This window comes from Nonomuraea sp. NPDC005983 (assembly GCF_040614375.1).
In the GTDB taxonomy this organism is placed as follows: Bacteria; Actinomycetota; Actinomycetes; order Streptosporangiales; family Streptosporangiaceae; genus Nonomuraea.
Genome location: NZ_JBEXUP010000006.1, coordinates 64,757 through 90,579 on the forward strand (window position 1 = coordinate 64,757; position 25,823 = coordinate 90,579).

A 25,823-nucleotide genomic window follows, 5' to 3' on the forward strand; every position below is an offset into this window, starting at 1 on the left:
CCAACACTTCATGATCAGCGTGACACTCTCTTTGCTGCTGGCCCTGTCACCGGCGGCCGTGACCGAGATTCCGAAGAACTTCCTGCTCACTGAACGCGACGCGCGCAGGCACCTGGACCCCGATGAGGCATCAGAACAGGGCTACAAGACCAGTGACAAACTCACCGCGCCGTTGGAGCCGAACCCGTGCGGGCACGGGCGCGCCGTCGACCGTGACAGGGCGGCAGCCCGCACGATCACGCACTGGACCAGCGGCCCCAGCGTCTCCTCCGAACAGCTCGTCATCTACAAGAGCCCCCGTGCCGCCCATTCAGCGCTCACCCGTCTGCGCGCCGAGGTCAAGCAGTGCGCGCGCAAGGGCGTCCCGTCGGCGCCCGAACTCAAGTTCCGGTGGCGGACGAGTAAGGCCAAGGCGGGAGACGAGGCTTTGGGCATGGGCTATCAGACCTGGCAGGACGGCAGCGTGAACGAGACGATCAGCGGTATCGTCGCGCGCCGAGGCAGCGCACTGATGATCTACACGACCTCCGAGGGAGCCTACGACCCCGGCCGACTGACCAAGGACGCCAAGAAGATGGCCGCCAAGGTATGTAAGTTGCCCGGCGTCTGCTAGTGGCCCGTCACGCAGCATTGGCCGGGTAACTGATCCAGCTGCGGTCTTGGAAGCAGCCAGCCTGACGGGTTCACCGTCTCAGATCGATTACCCGTCCAGCGATCGGTGACGGGCCACTAGCATGGGCGGCTATGCCCCCGCGGACCGAACGCGCCAGGCTCGACGCGCTCGTCGAACAAGCCACCGTCGACGCCTTACGTCATTGGAGTTCCTGAGCCGGTGAGCGAGTACCAGTACTACGAGTTCCTCGCGGTCGACCGTCCGCTGGACGAGGAGGAGCAGGCCCAGGTGCGGGCACTGTCCACCCGGGCCCACATCACCGCCACCAGCTTCACCAACGAGTACGAGTGGGGTGATTTCCGCGGCGACCCCGTCCGGCTCATGGAGCGTTACTACGACGCGCACCTGTACCTGGCCAACTGGGGCACGCACCGGGTCATGCTCCGCCTGCCGCGCAGCCTCCTCGGCCTGGACGTCGCCGAGCACTACTGCGTCGGCGAGCAGGTCACCGCCTGGAAGTCCGGCGAGCATGTCGTCCTCGACCTGACCAGCGAGGCCGAGGACGAGGATGAGGACTGGGAAGAGCGCTCCCTGTCGGCGATCATCGGGGTGCGCGCCGAACTCGCCGCCGGCGATCTGCGGCCCCTCTACCTGGCCTGGCTGTCGGCCTACGGAGCATGGGAACGCGACGAGGACGCCTTCGACCACGAGGACGAAGAGGAGCTCGAACCGCCCGTCCCGCGCGGGCTCGGCTCTCTCACGGCGCCGCAGCGGGCGCTGGCGGACTTCCTGCGCCTGGACGCCGATCTGCTGGCGGTGGCCGCCGAGGCCAGCTCGCCGACGCAGACCGTACAGGACGATCCTGCCGCGCTGGCGTCCTGGATCGCCGCCCTTCCGGCGGACGAGAAGGACGCGCTGCTCCTGCGGGTGGTCCAGAACCAGGCGGCCCAGGTGCGGATGGGGCTGCTGCGCCGTTTCCGCGGCCCGTCGGCACCGGCGGGAACTCCTCAGCGGACGGTCGCCGCCCTGCTGGACGCCGCCGCTGTACGACGTCAGGAACGGGAGCGTCGGGTCGCCGCCAAGCATGCCGAGGAGAAGGCCCGTCGCGAGCGGGAGCGCGCACTGGCCCGGCAGAGCTGACCACGGGCAGGCCCTGTCACTGGAGTGCCCCGGCATCGTGAAGTCGGCTTGAACGGCGACGGCTCCTCGGCGCTGGGAGGCTACGGTGCCAACCACCAGGCGGGCGGGCGTGCCCGATCCTGTTTCGGTTACCTGCGCCGCTCACACCGACTCTTTGGGCATACTGGCGTGTTGTCATGACTCATTCAGTGACAAGCGTCTTCGCGCACCTCGATGCCCCTAACGCCGTTCTCTACCGCCGAGTGATGAGCGTGTTCACGGCGAACAAACGACGGTTCGTGGTGCACCTGCGTCCCGAGGACGTGACGGAGTCGCTTCGTGCGGACGGCGGCGTCCCCGTCAGCCAGGACCAGGTCGACAAGGCCCTGAGCAGCCTCAAGGACTGGGGAAACCTGCGGGCGGACCCCGACACCGGGCGGGTGACCACTGTCGAGGACTTCTACCGGGCCCGTTACCTCTACCAGCTGAGCCGCGAAGGCGAGGCGGCGGAGCGGGCACTCGACGTCTTCGAGCAGGAACTCGGCCGCCGGGGCGAACTGCAGGCCGTCGCGCTGGAGGACATCCGGGTCCGTCTGCACGCGCTGGCAGGCCTGGACGAGCGGCCGGACGCCGCGGTGGTGCACAGTCTCCTGCTGGAGATCGTCAACAGGCTCGACAGCCTCGCCGCCAACGCCAGCGCCTTCATGGGCGGTCTCCAGCGGACCATCGACCTGCAGGACATCGAGGAGGAGGCGTTCTTCGCCTACAAGGACCGGTTGATCGCCTATCTCGAACGCTTCGTCTCGGAGCTGGTCGTCAAGGCCTACGACATCGCTGTGACGCTGCGTGGGCTGGGAGACGCGGAACGGCTGTTGCGGCTGGCCGCCGCCCGTGAGGCCGCGGACGTGGCCCCCGGCGAGGAGGCCGAGCCCGGCGAAGCGGCCGAGTCGAAGCTGGTCGAGTGGCGCAGCCGCTGGTCGGGCCTGCGGTCGTGGTTCGTGGGGGACCGGGCGCGTCCATGCCAGGCGGATCTGCTCCGCAGCCGGGCCCGTCAGGCCATTCCCGACCTGCTGGCGACGATCAGCGTGTTGCAGGAGCGCAGAGCGGGCCGGAGCGACAGGTCGGCAGACTTCCGGGCGCTGGCGCGCTGGTTCGCCCAGTGCTCCACCGACACCGACGCCCATCGACTGTGGCGGGCGGCCTTCGGCCTGTCATCGTCACGCCATCTGACCGTCGAAGGCGAATCAGCGGACGACGTGCCGGCAACCGTCAGCTGGACGCAGGCGCCCCAGGTGGAGATCTCCGTGCGGCTGCGCGCCACCGGCAGTTACCAGCGTCGCGGGGCGCCGAGCAAGGTCGTCGATCGCAGCCGGCAGCGGGCCCACCTGGCCGAGTTCGTGGCGGCCGAGCGCGAACAGGCCGAGCTGGCCCGCAAGCGGCTTGCCACGGGCAGACCCACGCTGCTGAGCGAGTTCGGCACGCTGGATCCGGCGGAGTTTCAGCTGTTTCTGCGTCTCCTGGGCGAGGCGCTGTCGCTCGGCCCCGGCGAGGTGCGGACCAGGACGGCCGACGGCAGCCTGGAGATCGTCATGCGCCCGGTCGGCGGATACGCGGAGGTCCGCACCGAGTCGGGGGTGCTCCGCGGGCCTGATCATGAGCTGACGATCGTCGACCTGACGAGCCCCGTGGAGGCGCGTGGTGGCTGAGGTGCGGGACGTCCTGGAAGCGCAGCAGGAGGACGAGCGACGCAGGGCGGTGCGCGCGTTGCTGCGGCGCCCTCTGCTCACACCGGAACAGCCCGAGTACAAGGTGGTACGTAAGCACGCGGGGTGGCTCGCCGACTGGTTCGCCCGCGAGACCGGCTGGGCGCTCTACACCGACACTGCCGTCGCCCGGCTGCGAAAGGTGCCCGTACGCCACCAGGACGGCACGAGGGCGGCTCAGGCGAAGGGCAAGGTCGCGTTCAGCCGTCGCCGCTACGTCCTGGTCTGCCTGGCGCTGGCGGGCCTGGAACGGGCGGAGAGCCAGGTGACGCTCGGCTGGCTGGCCGAACGGCTGCTGGCCTTCGCGGGGGACGACGCCCTGGCCGCCGCGGGCGTCACCTTCACCTTGGCGAACCGGGAGGAACGGGCCGACCTGGTGGCCGTCTCGGGTCTGCTGATCGGCATGGGCGTGCTGACCAAGGTCGCCGGTGACGAGACGGCCTTCGTCAGCGGATCCGGTGACGCGCTGTACGACGTGGACCGCCGTGTGCTGGCGGTCCTGCTGACCACTCGAAGGGGGCCCTCCACGGTGGCCGCGACCGAGCTGGACGAGCGCCTGGCGGAGATCACCGCCGAGATCGTCCCTGACACCGACGACGGCCGCAACAGGATGATCCGGCACTCCCTCACCCGGCGCCTGCTGGACGACCCCGTCCTCTACTACCGGGAAATGACCGAACCCGAGCGGGCATACCTGGAACGACAGCGAGGACCGCTGCTCAAAAGGATCGCCGACGCGACGGGGTTCGTCGCGGAGGTCAGGGCGGAGGGCATCGCACTGCTCGACCCCACTGGCGAGGCCACCGATCTCGGCATGCCCGAGGAAGGCACCGACGGGCACGCGACGTTGCTGCTCGCCGAGCATCTGGCCGAACGGATGAGGACGTATCCGGAGCAGTCCATCCCGCTCGACGAACTGCACGAGCAGATGGCCCGGCTCGCCGAGACGCATCGCAAGCACTGGCGGAAGAACGCCTCCGTGCCGGAGCTGACCGCGGGTGCCGTTCACCGTTTGCGGGCACTGGGCCTGATCCAGGTGCGGGACCAGATCGTGACCGCACTGCCCGCGCTGGCGCGCTTCGGCTTCGCCGAGGCCGTCATCACAGGAAAGGGCGAGAAGTGACGCTCCCCGTCGCGTCCACCACCCGCTGGCAGCCGCTGCGCACCGGTCTGGTGGACCTGTTCTACTACGACTACCAGGAGTTCTGGTTCCGCGACGGCAGGATCCTGTTTCGCGGTAACAACGGCACCGGCAAGTCGAAGGTGCTGGCGCTGACGCTGCCCTTCCTGCTGGACGGCGAGTTGTCACCGAGCCGTGTCGAGCCCGACGGCGACCGTGGCAAGCGCATGGAGTGGAACCTGCTCCTCGGCGGCAAGTACGACGAGCGGCTCGGCTACACCTGGCTGGAGTTCGGCCGGATCACCGAGGACGGCGAGCGCGCCTACGTCACCATCGGTTGCGGCCTCAAAGCGGTGAAAGGGCGAGGAGTAGCCGACCGCTGGTTCTTCCTGACCTCTCAGCGGGTCGGTGAAGAGCTCCACCTCATCGGGAAGAACGGGACCGCCCTCTCCCGGGACCGCCTGACCGAGGCCGTCGGCCTGTCGGGCCAGGTGACCCAGCGGGCGGAGCACTACCGGCGGATTCTGGACGAGCACCTGTTCCACCTGGGCGCCGAACGGTATGACGCGCTCGTCAACCTGCTGATCCAGCTCCGGCAGCCGCAGCTGTCCAAGCGCCCCGACGAGGCGAAGCTGTCGGAGGCCCTGTCACACGCGTTGGCCCCCGTCGACCAGGCGATCATCTCCGACGTGGCCGCCGCGTTTCACGACCTGGAGCAGCAGCGCAACGAGCTGACGGGGCTCCGCGACACCCGCGAGCACATGCGACGCTTCCTGGAGCGCTATCGGCGCTACGCGGCTGTTGCCGCCAGGCGCCAGAGTCGCGAGTTGCGCGTCGCCCATTCGGCGTACGAGCACGTCAACCGTGACCTCGCCACGGCCAGGGAGCTGATCGCACAGGAGGGAGCGGCGGAGGCGGAGGCGGCGGTCGGCCTGGAGACCGCGCAGGTCGAGCTGGCCGAGCAGCACGCGATTCGCGAGGAGCTGGCGGGGGACCCACGGCTGAAGGACCTCGACGCGGCCGAGCGCCACGCCCAGGAGGCCGACAGGGCCGTGACCGCGGCGCTGGAAGCCGTCGAGCGGGCCGAGACCACGCGGACGGGCAGGCGGAGCAGGCATGGCGAAGCCGTCACGGCCGCGCGGGAGTCTGGCGAGGCGGTCGAGCGGAGCCGGTCGGAGGCCGCCCGGGCAGAGGAGCGCGCGGGCCTGGAGGGCTACTGTTCCGTGATCGCCGGAGCGTCCGGCGAGGACGGGCTCGCGCAGGGCGAGGCGGCCGCCAGGAGCGGCACGGCCGTCAGGAGCGAGGCGGTGGCCCATGTGCTCGCGCTCGCCGAGACGGCCGAGACCGCGGAGCGCGAGCTGGTACAGGCGCGCACAGCCCTGACCCGCCTTGAGGGCGAACGTGACAGGGCGGCCGACGGGCTGGCCCGTGCCGGGGAAGAGCTCGACACGGCCGCGTCCGCCCACGTCGCGGCCTGGCGTCGGTACGGCATGAGTCTGGCGGAACTCGCCCTCCCCGACCCGGAGGACCTGGACCTGCCGACGTGGACAGTGAACATGATCGGACCACATCCCGCCGAACGCCAGCTGCGCGCGGCGGCGCAGCGGGCCGGCCAGCACCTGGCCAACGAGCACGCGGCCGCGACGCTCCGCCTGGAGCAGGCCGAGGCCGGGCTACGCGCGCTGCACGACGAGCGTGACCGGCTGGAGCAGGGCGAGCGGGCGCGGCCCCGTCCGCCCCACACGCGAGGAGCCGGCGTCCGCGAGGGCAGGCCGGGTGCGGCACTGTGGGAGCTGACCGACTTCAAGGACGGGCTGGACGAGCGGGCGCGGGCCGGGCTCGAAGCGGCGCTGGAGGCATCGGGGCTGCTGGACGCGTGGATCACACCCGACGGGCGGCTGCTCGATCCCGCCACGCACGATGTGATCGTCGTCCCGGGCACGCCGGCCGCCTCCGCTCTCACCGACGCGCTGGACACCGGTGACGAGGTGGCACGAGCCGTACTGGCGACCATCGGCCTGGGGGAGCAGGACGGCCCCTATGTGACGGCCGAGGGCCGGTGGCGGCTCGGCCCGCTGCACGGGGCCTGGGCCAAGGACGGCGCCGAGTACATCGGAGCGGCGGCCCGTGCGGAGGCCCGGCGCAGGCGCCTGGCCGAACTGGCGGAGCTCATCGCGGCGGGCGCAGAGGCGGTCGCGCAGGCAGAGCAGGTCGCCGCCACGCTGGCGGCCCGCCAGGACGCGGTCGCCGCGGAGGCCGACGGCCACCCCCGTGACGAGGACCTGCGCGCCGCGCACGTCGCCGTGGCCGCCGCCGCAGACAGGCACCGCGAGACCGTCCGGTCCGTCGAGGACCAGGCGAACGAGGTGAGCTGGGCCGAGGACGACCTGAAGCGGGCCGCGGACGATCGCGACCGGGCGGCGGCCGACACCCGGCTGCCCTCCACGCTGACCGGCCTGGCCGACGTGAGAGAGGTCCTCGCCGACTACCGGCAAGTGATCACCGAGCTGGTCGCCGCCGTGCGGCTGCACGTAGGCCGCACGGCGGAGGTCCGTACCTGGGCGGGAGAGCTGGAAGCGGCCGAGCGCGAGCTGGCGCGGGCGCGTGAGCACGAGCGCGACGCCGTGCGCAAGGCCGCGGACCAGCACGGGCGGCTGGTGGCGCTCCAGGCCGCGGTCGGCGCCTCAGTGGACGACCTCAGGGCCCGCCTCACCGAGACCAAGGAACGGGTCGGCGCGCTGACCGCCGAGATCAAGCGCCTTGACGGCAGGCATCGGGAGGCCGGAGAACGGCGGGCCAGGGCGCAAGGCAAGGAGGAGCAGCTCCTGGAGAGCATGACCGCGGTCCTCGAACGGCGCGACGCGGCCGTGGGGGCGCTGCAGAGGTTCGCGGAGACGGGGCTGCTCGCCGTCGCGTGCGACATCGACCTGCCCGGTTCGTGGTCGGCCGACCCCGCCGTAAGGCTGGCTCGTCGGGCCGAGCAGCTTCTCACCGACGTGGACGACTCCGACGAGGCCTGGCGCAGAGTCCAGGACGACATCACGCGCCGGTACAGCGAGCTGGCCGAGGCGCTCACCCGTCACGGCCACCATGCCATGGCGGGACTGTCGGACTGGTTCGTGGTGACGATCCAGTTCCAGGGCAGGGAACGTCCCCCCGGCGAACTGGTCGCGCTGCTCGACGGCGAGATCGACTACCGGGAGCGGACGCTCACCGCGCGGCAGCGGGACATCGTCGAGGAGCACCTGGTCAACGACGTCGCCGCGCACCTTCAGCAGCTCATCGCCGACGGTGACGAGCAGGTGGCCCAGATGAACCGGGAGCTGATGGAGCGCCCCACCTCGACCGGCATGAAGCTACGCATGTCCTGGCTGCCGAGGAAGGACGGTCCGGCTGGGCTCGCCGAGGCCAGAACCAGGCTGTTGCGGCAGGGAGCGGACATGTGGTCGCCGTCCGACAGGGCCGCTGTCAGCGACTTCCTCCAGGCGCAGATCGAGGCTGAACGACTCAAGGACGAGCATGGCACCTGGACCGAGCATCTGCGCCGCGCCCTGGACTACCGTGACTGGCACACCTTCGTCATCGAGCGTCACCAGGACGGCGGCTGGCGCTCCGCCGCAGGCCCCGCCTCCGGCGGAGAACGGGTCCTGACCGTCTCGCTGCCGCTGTTCGCCGCGGCCTCCTCCCACTATCGGTCGGCTCATCCGCACGCCCCCAGGCTGGTCACCCTCGACGAAGCGTTCGCCGGCGTGGACGACGACGCCCGCGCCAAATGCCTGGGACTGCTGGCGACCTTCGACCTCGACGTGGCGATGACCAGCGAGCGGGAGTGGGGGTTCTACTCGACGGTGCCGGGCATCGCCGCGCATCACCTGGTGCGCAGGGACGGCATCGACGCGGTCCACGTGACCACCTGGGAATGGGACGGCACCAGTGCCGAACGGGTGGAGCGCCCGGCACAGGATCGCCGTGATCCCTTGTGGTGACGGACATCGTACGGCTGCGGCGTACCCTCGGCGTACCGGAGCTGGAGCGGCTGCTGTCCAGGCTGGCCAAGCGGATCGAGCTCGGCCAGGACCTCTTCATCCCCGTCGTGCTGGCCGCCCCGTCCGACGCCGAGCGTAGGGCGATCGCCCGGCTGCTGGGGCGTAGGGTCCGGCAGGACGGCGGAACGCTGAGCGTACGGCCAGAGCTGATCCAGTCCGCGCTACGCGAGGCCGGCATCTGCCAGGATCTCCGCACCGCCGTGGTCGGGCTGGTCGGCGGCGTCCCGGTGCGGGCCGAGACCGTTGCGCAGGAGGACGCTGCCAGGTCTCTGATCGTCGCCGCGCTGTCCACCGGCCGCCACGCTGGAGCGGCGTGGCACACCGACTGGCTCGACTCGCTGTCGGCCGACGGCACCCTGACCAGACTCGTCCGGCAGGGCGGCGCCGAGCTGGTCCGCCACGCGCACGCCGTCCTCGAGCTTCTCCCCGCCGACCTGACCCCGCTGACCGTGCTCGCCGAGCAGGCGACAGGTGACACCAAGGCCCTGTCGGGCACGCCGCTGGCCAGGTTCGTGCTGCGGGCGCTGGCGTGGCGTGCGGGACAGGCCCCTTCGGTGACGGCGGCGGGGCGGCGGTCACTGTGGGAGTCCGCGGGCGTGATCGTGGACGACCTGGCCAGCCAGGTGCTGGTCCTCGGAGTTGCGGCGGAGGGCTCTCCGCTCGCCGAGTGGCTGTCGTCGGCGGCCCGTCACCGGACTCCGTTCCGCGTCACGCTGCACCAGCTCGTCACCATGTCTCTCACGGTGACCTCTTCCGTGGTCTACGTGTGTGAGAATCCCGCCGTCCTCAGGGCCGCGACGGGCGTTTCCGGCGCGGCCCTGATCTGTACGGAAGGCATACCCTCCATCGCGTGCCACCGGCTGCTCACGGCGTGCGCGGGACGTCCCATCCACTGGCGTGGCGACTTCGACTGGACCGGCCTGCGCACCACCGCCGAGGCGATCAACCGCTACGGCGCGTCTCCGTGGCGGATGGACATGGAGACCTACGATCGCGCGCTGGCGGCAGGCGAGTCGGAGCCTCTCCGGGGCAGCCGGTCCAGCAGCCCCTGGGCGCAGGAGCTGGCGGAGCGTATGGCGCAGACAGGCCGAGCAATCATGGAGGAGCGTCTCATCCCAGACCTCGTCGCCGATATGGCTCACTGAACGCGCATCGAGGAGACCGGCAGAGCACTGGTTCCGTCGGTGGGCGATCGCAAGATGAACCACCAGTAAGATTCCACGGTTGAGACAGACGAAGATCCATCCGGAGAGGGCTGCACGTGGCGCAGAAGGTAATACTGGTTGACGACCTCGACCACTCCGAGGGCGATGATGTGGCGAGACGGGAGTTCCCGCTGCTGAACCGGACCTTCGCCATCGACCTGTCCGACGCCAACCAGAAACGGCTGAGCGACGCTCTCGCGTTCATCGAAGAGGTCCTGGAGAACTCCCGCGAGGTGAAGCAGGCGTCGCGGTCGAAGAAGGCCGCGGACCTCTCCCCCCGGTTGCGCGGCTACACCCTCACCGACGTCCGCGAATGGGCGCGCGAGCAAGGGCTGGAGGCCCCTCGGGGGAAGGTCGCCGACGAGGTCATCGAGCAGTTCATCGCGGCCCATCCCGACGCCGACTCGACGGAGCCCGCCGCGGAGACGCCGGCCGCCGCGGAAGCCTCGGCCGCCGCTGGGGCAGAGGCCGACGCCTGAGAAGTGGCCGGGAGGCCGTCCCGCCGTACCACCGGAAGATCGAGCGGTGCGTGATCCGGCTGTCCGGATCGCGCGGCTCTCGCTCCTACAGTCCCCCTACGTGTTCGAAGCTCGAACCACAGGAAGGGACCGTTCGACCATGCTCAAGCGCATCGCGGTGCTGCTCGCCGGAGCCGTCACCGCCGTCGTGATCGTCAGCCCGGCCCAGGCCGACGAGGACCTGCCGTGGGGCGGAGGCACCTATGAGGCGATCGGCCCCTACAGGGACCCGTGGACCTGCGAATCCGCAAGGCGGAACGACGTCTACGTCACCAATCGGGAGTGCTACAACCTCGCCGCGCCCTGGAATGGCCAGTCGTGGTACTACACGCGGATGCACTGAGCCGCGCTGTCGATTTCGGCGGATGTCATCCATCGGATTGATGAGGGCCCGGCATCGGGTCCATGGTCGAGGGACGGAAGGATGCGTCATGCCGCAGTACCTGATTCTGATCTACGACGATGAGGCCGTGCGGGCGGCGGCGAACCCGGAGGAGTTCGTGCGCCTGCTGAAGGCGCACGAGGAGTTCGGCGCCGCCGACGGCGCGGTCGTCCGCGCCGGTCATGCTCTGCAGGCGGCTGACACCGCGACCGCGATCCGGGCGGACTCCTCCGGCGGGTTCGTCGTCACCGACGGCGCGTTCGCCGAGACCAAGGAGGTTCTGGCCGGCTACTACCTGATCGAGGTCGCGCACCTGGACGAGGCGTTGGCCGTGGCCAAACGGGTGCCGGCGCCTTTCGGCGGGGTCGAGGTGCGGCCCATCCGGGTGTTCGAGTGACGGACGCCGCCGGGCGTCAGTGGTCCGAGGGCGCCTCAGCCGCCGCCGTGGCTGAGGCGCACCGACGCGAATGGGCCTTCGTCCTCGCCGCGACTGTGCGCGTCACGCGGGACCTGGACCTGGCCGAGGAGTGCGTGCAGGACGCCTACGCGCAGGCCTTGGCCGCGTGGTCCGACCGTGGCGTGCCGGCCAGGCCCGGGGCGTGGCTGACCACGGTCGCCCGGCGGCGCGCACTGGAACTGCTGCGCAGGGAGGCGACGATGCGGCGCCGCCTGCCGCACCTGCTCACGGAGCAGACCGAGCCGGGGCCTGGAGACGGCGATGACCCGGACATCCCGGATGACCGGCTGCGGCTGATCTTCACCTGCTGCCATCCTGCGCTGTCCGTCGAGGCGCAGGTGGCGCTCACGCTGCGGTTGCTGTGCGGGCTCAGCACGGCCGAGGTGGCGCGTGCCTTCCTGGTGGGGGAGGCCACGATGGCGGCGCGGATCACCAGGGCCAAGAAGAAGATCGCCGCGGCCGCCATCCCGTACCGGGTACCGGCGGCGGACGAACTGCCGGCTCGCGTGGACGCCGTCCTCACGGTCGTGCACCTGCTGTTCACCACAGGGCACACCGCTCCCGCGGGGGCGGAGCTGATCCGCCGTGACCTCGTCGAACGCTCGCTGGAACTGGCCCGCCTGCTGCGGACGCTGCTGCCCGACGAAGCGGGCGTCGCGGGTCTGCTGGCTCTCATCCTGCTCACCGACGCCCGCCGTGACACCCGGACGAACGCGGACGGACGACTGCTCCTCCTGGCCGAGCAGGACAGATCGCGGTGGGACCGGCGCGCCATCGACGAGGGCATCGCACTGGTCAGGCACGCCCTGCGGCACCGGCCACCGGGCCGCTTCGCGCTGATGGCGGCCATCGCGGCCGTGCACGCCGAGGCGCCCGTCTGGCAGGACACCGACTGGGCCGAGATCGTGGCGCTGTACGACCTGCTGGTACAGCTGTGGCCGTCTCCCGTGGTCGCGCTGAACCGCGCGGTCGCCGTGGGGTTCGCCCATGGCCCCGCCGCCGGCCTGGCGGCGCTCGACGCGCTGGCCGCCGAGCCGCAACTCGCCGGGTACGCCTACGCCGCCTCCTCGCGCGGCGCGTTCCTGGCCCGCCTCGGCCGCGCCGCGGAAGCCCGCGTGGCCTACGAGGAGGCCCTTCTTCTCACCGAGAACGCCGTGGAACGGGCCTACCTGGCCGCCCGCCTCCGCGATCTGACGGAGGACGAACCGTCCCGCTGAGAAGCGACTCCTTGATCACAATGACGGGTCGGTGAAGAATGGGGTGACGTGGCCACCCTTGTGAAGGCAGGGCAGTGATCAGGCTTGCCGTCGTGGATGATCATCCATTCATGCGGGAGGGCATCACCCGCTTCTTCGAGCAGTCGGCGCAGGTGGCCGTCGTGGCGAGCACCGCGGACCCGGGCCAGGTGCCGCACGAGGTGGACGTCCTGCTTCTCGACCTCTATCTGGAGAACGGCAGGCCGTCGCTGCCGGTCATCGCCGACTGGTCGGCCAGGGCCAGAGTCCTGGTGATGTCCGTCTCGGGTGAGCAGGCCGATGTCGTGGCGGCCATACAGGCGGGAGCCAGTGGTTATCTGACCAAGAGCTCCGAACCCGCCGAGTTCCACGCGGCCGTGGTGTCGGTGGCCTCGGGCGGATTCGTGCTCGGCAGCGGGCTGGCCGGCATCCTGCACGGCCAGCTCTCCGTCCCCGCCTCTCCGCTGGCAGGCAGGCCGGCGCTGTCGCCCCGGGAGGCGGAGGTGCTGGCCCACCTGGCCAAGGGGCGGACCCGCCGGCAGACGGCCGGCAGGATGGGAGTGGCGGAGTCGACCGTCGACACGCTGGTCAAGCGGATCAGGGTGAAGCTGGGGCTGGGGGCCATGGCGGATCTCGTCCGCGCGGCGGACGAGCTCGGCCTGCGACCTCCAGGGGAGTGAGCCTGTCCAGCGGGGCGGACGCGGCCGAGCGGTGGCTGCTCGTGGCGTTCACCGTCGTCAGGGCCGCCGCGGCGGTCATGGTCGCGGCCACGGCGTTGAGCGGCGAGTCCCGCGACTGGCTGATGGTGGTGGCAGTGGTGGAGAGCGCGGTGCTGACCGGGCTCTCGTGGCGGGCGGGCAGGGTGCCGCCGAGCTGGGCCGTGTTCGCCGAAGGGGCTTTGCTCGCGGCGATGGCGCTGGCCGTGCTGGTGCGGACGGCCCGGCCGCACACCTGGGACAACTGGCCGTTCGACTACGCCGTCCCGTTCGTCATCGGGATCGGGTTGAGCGGCGGGAGATGGCGCGTCACCCTGCCCGCGTTGGCGCCGGTGCTGGCCGTGGTCGCCGCGGCCTCGCCGATGACCGGCGAACCTCTCGGATACGCCTCCTTCGATCTCGCCACGCTCACCGTGAACACGGCGGTGGGGACGCTCGTGGCGCGGGCCGTACGCAGAAGAGGAGGCGAGGCGGACGCCGCGCGCCAGGAGGCGGTGACCACCGAGGCGGCGGCCGCGGCCGCGCGGGAACGGGCCGCGCACGCGCGCGTCATCCACGACCAGGTGCTCCAGACCCTGGAACTCCTCGGCCACCAGGGGCAGGTCCCGGAGCCGGCGCTGCGGGAGCAGGTCAGGGCGGAGGCGGGGCGGCTCAGGGCGCTCATCGGGTCAGGTGGGGGAGCGGCTGTGGACGAAGGAATGGCCGCGGTCGTGGAGCACGCCCGCGGCCTCGGGGTGAGCGCCGAGCTGACGTTGCCGGACGGACTGGCCGTACCACAGGAGATCGTCACTGCGGTCCGCGACTACCTCACCGCGCTGCCGGTCCGGGGCAGGGTGGTGATCTTCGTCGAGCCGGTCGAGGCGGCGGCCGGGACCGTCCTGGTCACGATCACCCATGCCGGTCCGCCCGCCCGGGGATGGGAGCATCCCCGGGTCGAGTCCGAGGTGCTCTTCACGCCGGGTGAGGGCAGCGAGGTCGAGCTCAGGGCGGCCCGGCAGTGAGGCCGCACGCGCTCGGCAGGGAAGGCACCGAGCACTCGCTGATGGTGGCCTTCGCCGTGCTGCGCGCGGGATACGGCTTGCAGCTGGCGGCGACCTTCGCCGGTGGCCGCCTCGACTGGCTCCAGCCGTTTCTCGCCGTCACCGCCGTGGAGGCCACGGCGCTCGTGCTGTGGACCGTCCGCCGCCGTACGCTGTCACCTTCGTGGATGTTCGTCGCCGACGCGCTCTTCGTCGCGGTCGCGGCCGTGATCTGCGCTCCCGCCGACGGCCACTCGTGGACCTATCCCTACGCCTACGTGGTCGTCGTCGGCGCGGGCCTCGCTCTGCCCTCGATGCTGCTCCTCCTGAGCGCGATCGCACCGCTGACCGTGGCGGTCTCGGTATCGCTGCCGCACGCCGAACGCCCCGCGACCGCCGTCAGCCTGCCCCTCATGGCGGTACTGGCGTGGTACGTCGCCAGGACCCTGCGCGCCTACGCCGACACGGTGGACGCCGCCAGGGAGCAGGCGATCGAGGCGGCGACGGACCTGGCAGCGCAGCGGGAGCGCGCCGTCCACGCCGAGCTGATCAGTGAACGGGTGTTGCGGCTGTTCGACCGGCTGGGCGAGGAGGATCACGTCGCCGACCCGCGGCTGCGCGCCCACGTGGCCGACCAGGCCGCCTGGCTGCGCCGTTACCTGGACGGGAACAGCGGCCCTTCGACCCTGGGGGAGTCGCTGACCGTGGCGATCGCGCGGGCCCGAGCCCTCGGCCTGGAGGTGGAGTCCGATCTCGCCGGCAGCCCGCCGCTGTCCGCCGCCGTTGTCGCGGCAGCGGCGGGAGCCGTCCAGGAGGCCCTGGTCAACGTGGTCAAGCACGCCGGAACCAGGCGCGCCCAGGTGAGCACGCGGCTGCTGGGCGGACGGCTCGTCGTACGCGTCACCGACGAGGGGCGCGGCTTCGCCCGCGGGCACGGGCCCGGCTTCGGCCTGAGGCAGTCGATCGAGGGCCGGATCGAGGGCGTGGGCGGCACGGTCGCCATCGACTCCGCGCCCGATCGCGGCACGAGCGTGGAGATCGTCCTCCCGCTGTCCCCGGAACCGGGGACAGGCGCCGGGACAGACGCGACAGCCACCGGACGCCCATGATCGGGGAGTGAGCAGGGCTCCACGGCGAGCGGGGGTCCGCGGGACGGCAGGAGGCTCCTCGTGCACTCGATGGAGGAGAGCTTCGAGCGGGCGCTGGAGTTGCGGGCCCGCTCGGAGCACGAGTTCAACAGCGGGCGCCCGCGCGTCGCCCTGGACACCGTGACCGAGGCGATCGTCCTCCTGCGCGGCCTCACGCCGGAGCGGCCACACGTGCTCGGCCGCGCGCTGCACCAGGCCGCCCGGTACCTCCTGGCACTGGACCGGGCGAGCGAAGCCCTGCCCCTGGCCCGCGAGGCGGTGGGGCTCGCCGCGTCCGTCGGAGAGGACCGGCTCCGCCTGGCCTGCGCGGCCACGCTGGCCGCCTGCCGCCGCGCCATGGATGACGGTCGGTAGACGGGCGCCGATCATGGACCGTGACATCTCCGCGCGACGGCTGGTGATCGTGGACGACGACGACATCAACCGGCTCGGCCTGGCCGCCATCCTCTCCACCGCGCCCGGCCTGCAGGTGGTGGCCGTGCTCGACCACGAGCGGGCGATGACCTGGCAGGGCTGGCCCCGGATCGACGTGGCCCTGGTGGACGCCGCCGACGAGCGCCGCGCGGACGACCACTTCCCCGGCGTGGCGGTGGTGGAGGCCATCCGCGCGACCAGCCCGCACACCGTGGTCATCGTCATCACCGGCCACTTCCTCGACGGCGCCATCCGCCGCAGGATGAAGGAGGCCAGGGCCGACTACTTCTACCATCGCGGCGAACTCGCCGACACCGCCGTGCTCCTGGCGACCGTGCGCGACCCGCGGCGGGCCGTGCCGCCGCCGATCGACTGCGAGGAGGAGGTCAGGCACGGCGTGTCCCGTCACAGCCTGGTCAACCGGGCCGTACGGCACGCGCTGGAGCACGGCCTGCCGGCCACGATCGCCGAACGGCGCAATCCCCGCTCGCGCGCGTGGGAGCGGCTGCGCCGGGACTTCAACCGGGAGGCCCGGCTGACAGCGATGACCTCCGACGGCCGAACCCCGGACCGCCGCCAGGATCTTCCGTCATTGCCGCAGATCTCCCGGTTCCTGCAGTGGGCCACCCGGGTCAAGACCCAGCCACCTGAGGCCGGCGATGGCTGAGCCGCCGACTGGGCTGCCGACTGAGCTGCCGCCGTTCGCCCAGCTCGCCGCCGCCACCACCGCCTTCACGACCACACAGTTCTTCCTCAACCTGCGCCTCGTCGCCCGGATCGCGGTGTGTGTCATGGCCGTGACGGGCCGGCGGCTCACCCCGCCGGCCGCGCTGGCCGCCTGCGTGCTCTGCCTGAGCTATGACGCGGTGCTCTATCTCCGCCTGCGCCGGGGCCTGCGCGTTCCCCCGGGGCTGCGCCTGGCGCTGGACATGGCCGACGTGGCGGGCTGGTCGGTCGTCATGGGCGACCCGATCGACGCCCCCGCGCTCCTGGCCGCGCCTCTGGCCTTCGAACTGGCCCTGGTCCGTGGCGGCCGAGCCCTTGCCGTCCCCCTGGCGGTGGGCTTGGCCACCAACGCCGCCCTGCTCGCCGCGGCGCGGCCGGGCAGCGTGTCTCCCTTCCTCTGGCCGGCCTTCGCCGTGCTGTGCGGCTTGGGGCTGGGCCGCTACCTGGAGCTGCGCCTGCACGCGCACCTCCGCACCGCCCTCGCGGACCAGGAGGCGGCGCGTGGCCAGGCCGAGCTCGCCGGGCGGCACAGTGTCGCGGTGGGCGCCGACACCGTGGTCGACCTGATCACCCGTACGTGGCCCCTGCTCGCCGTACCAGGCAAGGCCGTCCACTCGCCGCTGGCGGCCTGGCGCCAGCACCTGGCCGAGCAGACCATCGGCTGCTCCGACTACCTGTCCGCCGCCTTGCTGCGCTGGGAGCAACGCCACAACCTGGCCAGCCCCGACCTGGCCAGGGACGTGCGGTTACGTACGGAGGGCGGTTGCACCTCCCTCCTGCTGTCCCGTCACCAGGTGGCCCGGTTGGAGGCGGAGCTGGTACGGCTCGCGCCCAGAGACCTCGTCGTGGTGACCGTGGCGGACCCCAGACCACTGGGACAGCGCCAGGAGGTACGGATCGGCACCGAACTGGTGATCCTTCCCGAGGACACCCCGGCCCGGGTCCCCTCACTCGACCCGGGGCCCAGCATGATCGCGTTGGGAGCGGTCGGCAGCCTCTCGCATTCATGGCCCAAGCTGGACGCGGTGCCCCTTCCGGCCAGCCTGCTCCTCGTGATCATTGGGCTGGCGGTCGCCTGGTGGTCTCATCGGCAGATCGTCGCCGACGGCGACTGCGCGCATGGGCGGGTCCTGGCAGCAGCGCTCGCGTTCGGGGCAGTGGACGCGCTGGCGGCGACGGCGCTGCTGGCCAACCCCGCTGCCGGCGGGCTGACCAGGATGCCGTTCCTGCACTTCCCGCTCTTCGTCGGGCCGCTCGCGGTCATGTACGTCCGCGACCTGTCGCGCGGCCGGCGTGCCGCCACCGTCGCCGCCTCCGCGGCCGTCTTCACCGCCTGCTCCGCCCTCCTCCCGCTCCCCGTCCGCCTGGCCGACCTCACCGCGCTGCTGTGGCCGCTGGCCTTCACCGTTGGCGCGTCCACCTTGCGCGATCTGCTCATCCAGGAGAAGGTGGCCTTCGATCGGGTGCTCGCCCGAGACCGCGCCGCGGCCGTCCAGGAGGGCTACCTGGAAGGCCGGCAGGCGGTCGTCGATCTGGTACGGCGGGCGCACGAGGAGGCGGAGCGGCGGCTGCGGGAAGACCGAGCGCTGATCGGCCCGTTCTTCCTGCCGGAGATCGAGCGCCGCCTCGCCGAGGTCCGCCGCCGCCTCGCGAGGCTCTGATCACCCTCTACTCCTCCGGCCCACCTGCGGGCACACCTGCTTGAGCCAGTGGTTCTCATCCATGCCCCACCCGAGCATCTTGCTCTTGTACCGTTGCCCGTTCGCGTCGGTGAAGAAGATCGAAGTTACTCGCGCTCCGGTGCCGATGTGCTGCCAGCCTTCGAGGTCCTCCTCGTCGAGGCCGTACGTGCCGGGCCCGTCGACGAACGTCCCGTCGGCGGTGGTGAAGTCGAAGCGGACGAGCGCCGTCGCGAAACCGCGCGGAACGTAGAAGTAGAAATCACACTGGCGGGAGGTCGTCACCGCCTCGTAGAGAACTGTCACGCAGGGACGGCTGCCGTTGGTGTACGTCCAGGCGATCTGCGCTCCATCCTTGTCGTTATTCTCGAACCACTGCTTGTCACCCGCAGGACAGGCGCCTTGCTTAAGCGCGTTCACGTGCGGCTTGAGCCGGTACGTCACCTTGTCCTCGGCGGCTGCGGGTCCTGCTCCCAGCGCGCCGGCCGTCAGCGCCAGCCCGACGGCCACGGCCATGATCCTTGTGCGCATGTTCGTACCCCCTTCTCTCGGTGCGGGGATCACGGTAATGAGAGAAGGTGCGCGTTCTGCACACCCAGATCGCGCAGCGGCCCGTCAGCACCGGCCAAGCCGGTGCTTTGCGCTCGCTGTGGACGAATGCGGCGGCCTCGGCGAGAGGAACGGTCATGGGGGATCGGTGTCGGCGACTCCGACGGAGAAGACGACCCGCTCCTCCTCGCCTTCGGTGAGTCCCCAGAGCTCGCCGGTGGCGTACCACAGCGACAGGTCCTCCGGCCGGTAGGCCCAGCTTGTGTGGGCGTTGATCGTCCAGGTCGAGGCGGGGCCGCTGACGTTCACGGTGGCGAAGCGTCTGCGGGGGTCGGGGCCGGGGTGCGAGCCGGCCGACATGTTGAGGTAGAGACGGTCGCCGTCGGCTTGGACGCCTTGCACGTCGCTGATGGCGTCGGCCGGGTCGGCCGGGGCGGTCGACACCCAGGCCTGCACAGGGGTGGTGATGACCCGGTAGTCGCCGTCGGGGGGTGGCTGGAAGCGGTAGCGGACCAGTTTGGTGCCGGCCAGGGAGGCGGAGGTGCCGCTGGAGCGCTTGTAGGTGCCCGCGATCAAGCTTGCGCCGCCGGAGCTGTGGCGGTCCAGGGAGACGAAGTCCAGGAGGATGGGGGTGATGTAGTGGCGTACCTCGGGAATGACGTAACGGTAGTCACCACCCCCTCCGTCCTTCTTGCGGTAGATCTTGCGGGTGTCGAACACCCGGAGGGTGTGCTGGGTGGAGTCGGGGCCTGAGTAGCCGTTCCAGTTGGAGCTGGAGGTCATGAACAGATAGGGGCCGTACCACGCCAGGCCGCCGCCGTGTCCGTAGATGCGTCGCAGCTTGCCCTGCCCGTCGACCCACACGGGCAGGACGTTGCGGTAGCGGCGCTCGTCGAGGTCGACGACCGACAGGTTCACGGAGTTGGTGCGGTAGTCGGGTGCGTTCGGGTCGGGCGAGTTCAGCCAGGCCCAGCTGGTGATGAGCGCCCTGTGCTCACTGCCGATCGGAGTGCCGTCGAGCTGGGCCTCGCCGGAGGTGGCCAGCCCTTGCGGTACCCAGGGAGAGTGCGGGACGTCGTCCTTGTCGCCCTGGGCTGCGGCGTCCCAGCAGAACCAGGAGCGGACCGGCACCCGCGGCAGATACGCCGCCCGAGCAGCGCAGGCGGCATCCTCGCTGCCCGGTAACGCGGTACGGTCGTTCCCGCTGAGCGCCCCGCCGATGCCCACCTGCTCGTACTCCACTGAGGGCGGCACGGTGTAAGGGTCGGATCCGGCGCGCAGATCGAGGCCCGCCAGACTCAGCGGTTGAAGCGGCGCCGTGTCAGTGGCCAGGGCCGTTGCGCCGGCAGGCGACACAACCGTTACGGCCAGGGCCCCCGCTGCCGCCATCCGCAGGAACCACGTCATAGCCATCTCAAGCCGCTCCCAGAGGTGATGCACATGTGCTCCATGTGGTGCGCTCAGTGTGGACGCCTGGTAGTCGACCTCTCTCTATGGGATCTATAACAGGATGATGGGAGCGGCAAGATCCGCGCTGCTCCTCTTCGTCGGGTGCATCCGGGCGAACGCGGTCGCGTGCCGCCGGCGCCGCTGGTGGACGCGGCGAGTCGGCCGGAGTCGGCCGGAGTCGGCGAGGACGGCGGCGTCGGTTGCGGCGAGGTGGAGCCGGGCTGTGTCGTCGAGGGTGCCGGTGTCGCTGGCTGGCAGGGTGGCGAGCAGGACTGTCGAGCCGCCAAGGGGGCGTATCGGACGAGCGGGTTCTTTGTTCCATCAGACGACGACTACCTGGCAGGGATCGAAAGTACCGACAGCCGTAAACAGGTTAGAAGCGGCACGGCCGCCTGCCTAGCGGTCGAGCTGGGCTGCCCACTTGTGTGCTGGAGGCCTCTATGATGCCGCGGGTGGATCGTGACCAGATTCTCCTGACCCATCCCGGTGCCTCGAAGCCTAAGTATCTGGAACTCCGAGTCGACGGGGCTGAGCTGCACCGGAATTGGTGGGCCGGTACCGGGAAGCCTCAGGGGCGCACGAAGTCGTTCGATGACGGGGGCGCGGCGCGCGAGGCCCTGGAGAAGATCGTCGCCGAGAAGATGCGTGACGGGTACGCCCTGCTCCACGACGTCGCCGCAACCGAACCGGGCGACGTCGTCGTCCAGTGCGCGACGCGGGCGACGAACGGCGTCGTGGCGATCGCTCTGCACCCGGACGGCCACACCGTTGCGGTCGCACGCGGCATCCCCGACCGGATCGGTCATGCCGGCTCCGATGTGCAGACAGTCGACCTACGGACCGGCGCCCGCCAGGTGGTGTACACCGATGCGTATCAGTACTCGCTGATCCATACTGTGACGTTCGAGCCGGACGGATCGCACCTGACGTTCACCGTCCGCGACACGATCACCTTCGTGGAGGTGAGCTACACGGTGGCGCTCGCCACCGGTCATGTCCAGCGCCTGCCCTACACCCGGCCAGGGTGGGACACCGCCCGTCAGCGGATGCTGGTGGTGGACAACGATCACGCGCCGCGAGTGCTGGGCCCGGACGGCGGTTCGTGCCTCGATCTTCCGGCAGGCAAACGCTTCCAGACCACCGCCGCGCTGTCGCCGTCGGGCCGGCTCGTCGGCCTCGCCCACGACCCGGACAACCGCGATACGGAGTACGACCTCGAGATCTGGGATGTCGACGCTGGTCAGCGAGTGCTCGCCGCCCCGTTCCCCTTCCCAGCAGGACTCCAGGGAATCAGCCGCCGGTTCGACAAGCTGGCGTTCAACGGGGCCGAGCAAATCCTTGTCGCGAGCGGCGCGACGTCAGGATGCTTTGGCGTCTCGGTGGAATCCGGTGCCTTGTGCTGGGCGATTGAGGACGAGCGGTACGGGTGCGAGCGGTTGAGTGACTTCGCACTGTCACCCAACGGCACCCTGCTCGCCGGCGTCCTCGACCGTGGCCCGGTCATCGTTTATGACGTTGCGAACGGACAGCCGTTGGAGCCGCACTTCGCCGTACCCGGCGAGCGGTCAGGCTGGTACCAGGCGGTTGGTTTCTCCGCCGACGGGCGACTTCTGGCGGTCAGCGACTACCCCGGCCGCATCACGGTGTTCCGGTTCGACGGCGTGGAGTTCACCAGGCCCGGCGGCTGACCGCCAGTACCCGGGCGACTGCGGTCGTAACCGCAACCCGCGACTCTGCGGTTGCCGTTTTTGGCGAGCGGCGGGCGATCTGCTTGCCCGCGATCGGGACCATCACCAGGCGACGGCGCGCGGCTTGAAAGGAGCTGGCCTTATGCCGCCTGACCGCCCGCCCGGAGGGCTACGAGGTCAGTAGTCGTATCGAGCCGGGCGCGTGCCGTCCGGTGTCCGCTGGGGCCTCGTGCAACGGCGTGCGATCATCCATGCCAGGCCGCCATCCCCACTCAGCGCACGGCGCCGGGCGAGGGCCTGGCACGCCGGTCCGTCTCGCCGTACGACCGAAACGCCCTACTGCCCGCCTTGGCGCGGGCGGCGGCTCGAGGGGGTGGTTGCGTGGGGAGAAAATTGTTGGGAGGCCGTGTCCATCTGGCCGGGGTCCGTTCGTGGTGATGGCGTGCGGCGAGCCTGCCGTACGCTGCCTCCACGAAAAGGGGAACACCGTGAAGTACATGATGCTGATCAACGCCGGTACCGCCGCCCAGGACGACCCGTGCACCGTCGAAGACTGGATGGCCTACGACAAGGCCGTGCGGGAGGCGGGCATCTGGGTGTCCGGCGAGTCGCTGGCCGATCTGGTGACCGCCACGACGGTGCGCGTCGGGAGGGACGGCGCGCGGACCGTGACCGATGGGCCGTACGCCGAGACCCGGGAGGTTCTGGGCGGTTTCTACGTGATCGACGTGCCGGACCTGGACGTGGCGCTCGACTGGGCCGCCCGCTGCCCGGGCGCGCGCGGCGGCGGGTCGGTGGTGGTGCGCCCGGTCGCCGACTTCGATGCGTGACGTCGAAGCGGTCTTCCGTGAGGAGCGCGGCAGGCTGCTGGCCGCGCTGGTGCGGCGCTTCGGCGATCTCGACCTCGCCGAGGAGGTGACCTCGGACGCCATCGAGGCGGCGTTGAAGCACTGGCCGGTCGAGGGCGTGCCGCCCAAGCCGGGCGCGTGGCTGATGACGACGGCGCGGCGCAAGGCGGTCGATCGGCTCAGGCGCGACCGGGCCTTGGCAGCGCGGTTGGCCGTCCTGCAGGTGGAGGCGGAGCGGGCGGCGCACGCCCCGCCGCCCGACGCGGACGGCGATCTGCCGGACGAGCGGCTGCAGTTGTTCTTCACCTGCGCACACCCCGCGCTGCCCCCCGAGGACCGCGGGGCACTGACGCTGCGCTGCCTGGCGGGGCTGACCACGCCGGAGGTGGCGCGGGCCTACCTGGTGCCGGTCCAGACGATGGCCAAGCGGATCGTCCGGGCGAAGAAGAAGATCCGTGAGGCCCGCATCCCGTTCCGCGTGCCCGGCGCGGACGAACTGCCGGAGCGGCTGCCCGGTGTACTCCAGGTGGTCTACTCGATCTTCACCGAAGGGTACGCGGCCAGCTCCGGCCCCGACCTGCAGCGGCTGGACCTGACCGAGGAGGCGATCCGGCTGGCGAGGATCCTGCGTCGGCTGCTGCCCGCCGAGCGGGAGGTCGCCGGGCTGCTCGCGCTGTCGCTGCTGATCCATGCGCGCCGCGATGCCCGTACCGGTCCCGACGGCGAGCCGGTGCTGCTGGACGAGCAGGACCGCGGCCGCTGGGACCGGGCCATGATCGAGGAGGGCTCGGCGCTGGTGGTGGCCGCGCTGAGCGGCGGCCCGCCCGGCGTGTACGGCGTGCAGGCCGCGATCGCGGCGCTCCACGACGAGGCGGCGGACCTGGCCACGACCGACTGGCCGCAGATCGTGGCCCTGTACGACGTGCTGCTCGCGCTCGACCAGTCACCGGTGGTCGCGCTGAACCGGGCGGCGGCCGTGGCCATGCGCGACGGGCCCGAGGCGGGCCTGACGCTGCTGGACGAGCTGGCCGGCGAGCCGCGGCTGCGCGGCTACCATCCCTACCTGGCGGCGCGTGCCGACCTGCTGCACCGGCTCGGCCGCCTTCCCGAGGCCGCCGCGGCCTACCGCGTGGCTCTTGAGGCGGCCGGGAGCGAGCCCGAGCGCGCCCACCTCCGGCGCCGCCTGGCCGCCGTCGAGGCGCGCCGACCTTAGGAGACGATCTCCATCTGCGCCATCATGCCGAGGGATGAGTGCTCGAGGTAGTGGCAGTGGTAGACGAACTTGCCGAGGTAGTCGGGGAAGGTCGCCTGCACGCGCACCCTCGAGCGCGGCGGGACGCGCACGGTGTCCTTCAGCCCGGCGTCCTGCGGCAGGGGCGGCTTGCCGCCGTCGCGGTCCAGCACCCGGAAGTGCGTCATGTGCATGTGGAAGGTGTGGTCGATGTCGACGCCCTCGATGGCGTCGGCGTTGATGACGTTCCAGATCTCCGTGCTGCCCCGCTTGATCTGGAAGTCGACCCTGTTCGGGTCGTACGGCTTGCCGTTGACCAGACCGACCGGGCTGGTACTCGACAGGTCGAAGCTCATCGCCACCTCCCGCTCGGTCGTGGCGGTGGGCAACGGGGGCAGCGGGCGCAGGGTGGCGGGCAGGTGGCTGAGGTCCAGGGCCTCGCGCACCACGTCGAACCGCAGGACGGGCTCGCTCCCATTGGAGAGCACCAGCTTGGTGCCGACGGCGAAACGGGAGAAGTCGACCACGATCTCGGCCCGTTGCGCCGAGGCGAGCACCAGCTCCGTCAGGGGCACCGGCGCGGGCAGCAGGCCGATGTCGGAGGCGATCTGCACCATCTCCTGGCCGCCGAGGTTCAGCTGGAAAACGTGCTCGTTGGAGGCGTTGAGCAGGCGGATCCGGTACTTGCGCGCGGCCACGGGGAAGAACGGCTGGATCTTGCCGTTGGCCAGGATGGTGGTGCGGTTCGCCGGATCGTCGAAGAAGATCAGGCCGCCGTCCTTGTCGAACTCCGCGTCGCGCAGCATGATCGGCACGTCGTACTGCCCCTTCGGCAGCCCGAGCCCCTGCTCCGCCGGGTCCTCGATGAGGTAGAAACCGTGCAGGCCGCGGTAGACGTGCTCGGCCTCGGTGTGGTGGCTGTGGTCGTGGTACCACAGGGTCGCGCCCTGCTGGAGGTTCGGGTAGTCGTACACCCGGGTCTGGCCGGGCTGGATGACGTCCATGGGGTGGCCGTCGCTGACCGCGGGCACGTGGCCGCCGTGCAGGTGCACGTTCGCGGGCTGGTCCAGTTGGTTGGCGTACAACACCTTCACGGGACGGCCGGTCCTGGCACGGATCGTCGGCCCGACGAACGAGCCGGCGTAGGTCAGCACAGGCGTCTTGAGGCCGGGGATGAACTCGGCGGTCGAGGCCCGGATAGGGATCATGTAGATGTCCACGCCGCTTGCCGACTGCGCCGGCTGGACCACCGGCGGCACGGGCATCTGCTCGGTGAACGCCGTCACGGCCGGCCGCACCCCGGTGCCGCTGACCCTCTTGCCGAGGTGGTAGCCCTTGTGGATCGGCTCCCCTTCGTTGGCGTCCGCAGGGATCAGCTGGCTGAACGGCAGCGCCGCCGCACCGCCCACGGTGACGCCGAGCGCCAGGAACTGCCGTCGGTTCAACATGATTTCCCCAATCGATGACCGGCGGCGGCGGCCCCCTGAGATCCGCCGCGAGACCCTCCGTTAGCGAGACGTTCGTCACCAAGAACGTCGCACAGTGATCTTGCGATGTCTTCCTCAAAAATGCTCACCGATCGCGGCCGCCGGCCTTCTGCGGCGCGCGGGCGCTTCACGGACGGGCACGCGCGCCTGTGCACGATGGCAGGACGGACGCCCGTCGCGAGGGGTCAGACCCGGCGGCCTGAATCGAGAAGCCGGGACACGGTGTCCTGGCCGCCGAGGCCGGGGTCAGGAGCAGCGGCGGGTCGTGACCTTGCCCGTCCTGGTCGTCGTGCAGGTCTTGACCGTCGGGACCGGAACCGTCGTTCGGGTGGACGGGCGCTTGGAGGGCCCTGTGGACGGGCGCGCGGATGGGCGTGCGGATGGGTCATGTCGGCGGTCTGAGCGCTGGAC

At 71.0% G+C, this 25,823-nt stretch carries 22 protein-coding genes; 19 read left to right on the plus strand and 3 right to left on the minus strand.

What is annotated here, in order from left to right; all coding sequences use genetic code 11:
- Positions 1–19 precede the first annotated feature (19 nt).
- The 16 genes from ABZ297_RS05155 to ABZ297_RS05230 all read left to right on the plus strand — a co-directional run bounded on the left by ABZ297_RS05155 (position 20) and on the right by ABZ297_RS05230 (position 18,142).
- Positions 20–613 (plus strand): hypothetical protein, encoded by a 594-nt coding sequence (locus tag ABZ297_RS05155; RefSeq protein ID WP_355339628.1) that lies wholly within the window; start codon positions 20–22, stop codon positions 611–613.
- A 219-nt stretch (positions 614–832) separates the two neighbouring features.
- On the plus strand, positions 833–1,753 hold the full coding sequence (locus tag ABZ297_RS05160; protein WP_355339631.1) for a hypothetical protein: 921 nt from the start codon (positions 833–835) through the stop codon (positions 1,751–1,753).
- Between the two features lie 176 nt (positions 1,754–1,929).
- Complete coding sequence (locus ABZ297_RS05165) at positions 1,930–3,438, plus strand: TIGR02677 family protein (RefSeq protein ID WP_355339634.1); 1,509 nt, start codon at positions 1,930–1,932, stop codon at positions 3,436–3,438.
- Positions 3,431–4,618 (plus strand): TIGR02678 family protein, encoded by a 1,188-nt coding sequence (locus ABZ297_RS05170; RefSeq protein WP_355339637.1) that lies wholly within the window; start codon positions 3,431–3,433, stop codon positions 4,616–4,618. The genes ABZ297_RS05165 and ABZ297_RS05170 overlap by 8 nt, the downstream gene beginning before the upstream one ends.
- Entirely contained in the window at positions 4,615–8,601 is a 3,987-nt protein-coding gene (locus tag ABZ297_RS05175) for a TIGR02680 family protein (protein ID WP_355339640.1), read from the plus strand. Before ABZ297_RS05170 ends, ABZ297_RS05175 begins: the two co-directional genes overlap by 4 nt.
- Positions 8,598–9,806 carry a TIGR02679 family protein gene (locus ABZ297_RS05180; RefSeq protein ID WP_355339643.1) on the plus strand — a complete coding sequence of 403 codons (1,209 nt, stop codon included), beginning with the start codon at positions 8,598–8,600 and terminating at the stop codon, positions 9,804–9,806. Before ABZ297_RS05175 ends, ABZ297_RS05180 begins: the two co-directional genes overlap by 4 nt.
- Positions 9,807–9,922: 116 nt before the next feature.
- Complete coding sequence (locus ABZ297_RS05185) at positions 9,923–10,345, plus strand: histone-like nucleoid-structuring protein Lsr2 (RefSeq protein WP_355339646.1); 423 nt, start codon at positions 9,923–9,925, stop codon at positions 10,343–10,345.
- Between the two features lie 139 nt (positions 10,346–10,484).
- The gene (locus tag ABZ297_RS05190; RefSeq protein WP_355339649.1) at positions 10,485–10,727 is read left to right on the plus strand and encodes a hypothetical protein; all 243 of its coding nucleotides are present in this window, start codon (positions 10,485–10,487) and stop codon (positions 10,725–10,727) included.
- A gap of 88 nt (positions 10,728–10,815) precedes the next feature.
- Entirely contained in the window at positions 10,816–11,163 is a 348-nt protein-coding gene (locus ABZ297_RS05195; RefSeq protein WP_355339652.1) for a YciI family protein, read from the plus strand.
- Complete coding sequence (locus ABZ297_RS05200) at positions 11,160–12,440, plus strand: sigma-70 family RNA polymerase sigma factor (protein WP_355339655.1); 1,281 nt, start codon at positions 11,160–11,162, stop codon at positions 12,438–12,440. Before ABZ297_RS05195 ends, ABZ297_RS05200 begins: the two co-directional genes overlap by 4 nt.
- Positions 12,441–12,532: 92 nt before the next feature.
- Positions 12,533–13,138 carry a response regulator transcription factor gene (locus ABZ297_RS05205; RefSeq protein WP_355339658.1) on the plus strand — a complete coding sequence of 202 codons (606 nt, stop codon included), beginning with the start codon at positions 12,533–12,535 and terminating at the stop codon, positions 13,136–13,138.
- The gene (locus tag ABZ297_RS05210) at positions 13,135–14,175 is read left to right on the plus strand and encodes a hypothetical protein (RefSeq protein ID WP_355339661.1); all 1,041 of its coding nucleotides are present in this window, start codon (positions 13,135–13,137) and stop codon (positions 14,173–14,175) included. Before ABZ297_RS05205 ends, ABZ297_RS05210 begins: the two co-directional genes overlap by 4 nt.
- Entirely contained in the window at positions 14,172–15,302 is a 1,131-nt protein-coding gene (locus tag ABZ297_RS05215; protein ID WP_355339664.1) for an ATP-binding protein, read from the plus strand. The genes ABZ297_RS05210 and ABZ297_RS05215 overlap by 4 nt, the downstream gene beginning before the upstream one ends.
- A gap of 60 nt (positions 15,303–15,362) precedes the next feature.
- Positions 15,363–15,695 (plus strand): hypothetical protein, encoded by a 333-nt coding sequence (locus tag ABZ297_RS05220; protein ID WP_355339667.1) that lies wholly within the window; start codon positions 15,363–15,365, stop codon positions 15,693–15,695.
- A gap of 13 nt (positions 15,696–15,708) precedes the next feature.
- Entirely contained in the window at positions 15,709–16,422 is a 714-nt protein-coding gene (locus ABZ297_RS05225; protein ID WP_355339670.1) for a hypothetical protein, read from the plus strand.
- Positions 16,415–18,142 carry a hypothetical protein gene (locus ABZ297_RS05230; protein ID WP_355339673.1) on the plus strand — a complete coding sequence of 576 codons (1,728 nt, stop codon included), beginning with the start codon at positions 16,415–16,417 and terminating at the stop codon, positions 18,140–18,142. The genes ABZ297_RS05225 and ABZ297_RS05230 overlap by 8 nt, the downstream gene beginning before the upstream one ends.
- On the opposite strand, the gene ABZ297_RS05235 is transcribed toward ABZ297_RS05230, so the two are convergent.
- Positions 18,143–18,691 (minus strand): hypothetical protein, encoded by a 549-nt coding sequence (locus tag ABZ297_RS05235; RefSeq protein WP_355339676.1) that lies wholly within the window; start codon positions 18,689–18,691, stop codon positions 18,143–18,145.
- 153 nt (positions 18,692–18,844) lie between these two features.
- Positions 18,845–19,963 carry a hypothetical protein gene (locus ABZ297_RS05240; protein WP_355339679.1) on the minus strand — a complete coding sequence of 373 codons (1,119 nt, stop codon included), beginning with the start codon at positions 19,961–19,963 and terminating at the stop codon, positions 18,845–18,847.
- A gap of 647 nt (positions 19,964–20,610) precedes the next feature.
- On the opposite strand from ABZ297_RS05240, the gene ABZ297_RS05245 reads away from it, so the two are divergent.
- The 3 genes from ABZ297_RS05245 to ABZ297_RS05255 all read left to right on the plus strand — a co-directional run bounded on the left by ABZ297_RS05245 (position 20,611) and on the right by ABZ297_RS05255 (position 23,907).
- The gene (locus ABZ297_RS05245; RefSeq protein ID WP_355339682.1) at positions 20,611–21,846 is read left to right on the plus strand and encodes a hypothetical protein; all 1,236 of its coding nucleotides are present in this window, start codon (positions 20,611–20,613) and stop codon (positions 21,844–21,846) included.
- Positions 21,847–22,334: 488 nt separating this feature from the next.
- Positions 22,335–22,676, plus strand: coding sequence for a YciI family protein (locus ABZ297_RS05250; RefSeq protein WP_355339685.1), 342 nt, complete (start codon positions 22,335–22,337; stop codon positions 22,674–22,676).
- Positions 22,669–23,907, plus strand: a complete 1,239-nt coding sequence (locus ABZ297_RS05255; protein ID WP_355339688.1) for an RNA polymerase sigma factor — start codon at positions 22,669–22,671, stop codon at positions 23,905–23,907. Before ABZ297_RS05250 ends, ABZ297_RS05255 begins: the two co-directional genes overlap by 8 nt.
- Here ABZ297_RS05255 and ABZ297_RS05260 read toward each other — a convergent pair.
- On the minus strand, positions 23,904–25,373 hold the full coding sequence (locus tag ABZ297_RS05260) for a multicopper oxidase domain-containing protein (protein WP_355339691.1): 1,470 nt from the start codon (positions 25,371–25,373) through the stop codon (positions 23,904–23,906). The two genes, ABZ297_RS05255 and ABZ297_RS05260, sit on opposite strands and share 4 nt — an antisense overlap.
- Between the last annotated feature and the right edge of the window lie 450 nt (positions 25,374–25,823).

Excerpts from the sequence above, each read along its gene's own strand:
- ABZ297_RS05190 (WP_355339649.1), top strand. The coding sequence starts at position 10,485 with ATGCTCAAGCGCATCGCGGTGCTGCTCGCCGGAGCCGTCACCGCCGTC.
- ABZ297_RS05165 (WP_355339634.1), top strand. The coding sequence starts at position 1,930 with ATGACTCATTCAGTGACAAGCGTCTTCGCGCACCTCGATGCCCCTAAC.
- ABZ297_RS05225 (WP_355339670.1), top strand. The coding sequence starts at position 15,709 with ATGGACCGTGACATCTCCGCGCGACGGCTGGTGATCGTGGACGACGAC.
- ABZ297_RS05235 (WP_355339676.1), bottom strand. The coding sequence starts at position 18,691 with ATGCGCACAAGGATCATGGCCGTGGCCGTCGGGCTGGCGCTGACGGCC.
- ABZ297_RS05255 (WP_355339688.1), top strand. The coding sequence starts at position 22,669 with ATGCGTGACGTCGAAGCGGTCTTCCGTGAGGAGCGCGGCAGGCTGCTG.
- ABZ297_RS05195 (WP_355339652.1), top strand. The coding sequence starts at position 10,816 with ATGCCGCAGTACCTGATTCTGATCTACGACGATGAGGCCGTGCGGGCG.
- ABZ297_RS05230 (WP_355339673.1), top strand. The coding sequence starts at position 16,415 with ATGGCTGAGCCGCCGACTGGGCTGCCGACTGAGCTGCCGCCGTTCGCC.
- ABZ297_RS05260 (WP_355339691.1), bottom strand. The coding sequence starts at position 25,373 with ATGTTGAACCGACGGCAGTTCCTGGCGCTCGGCGTCACCGTGGGCGGT.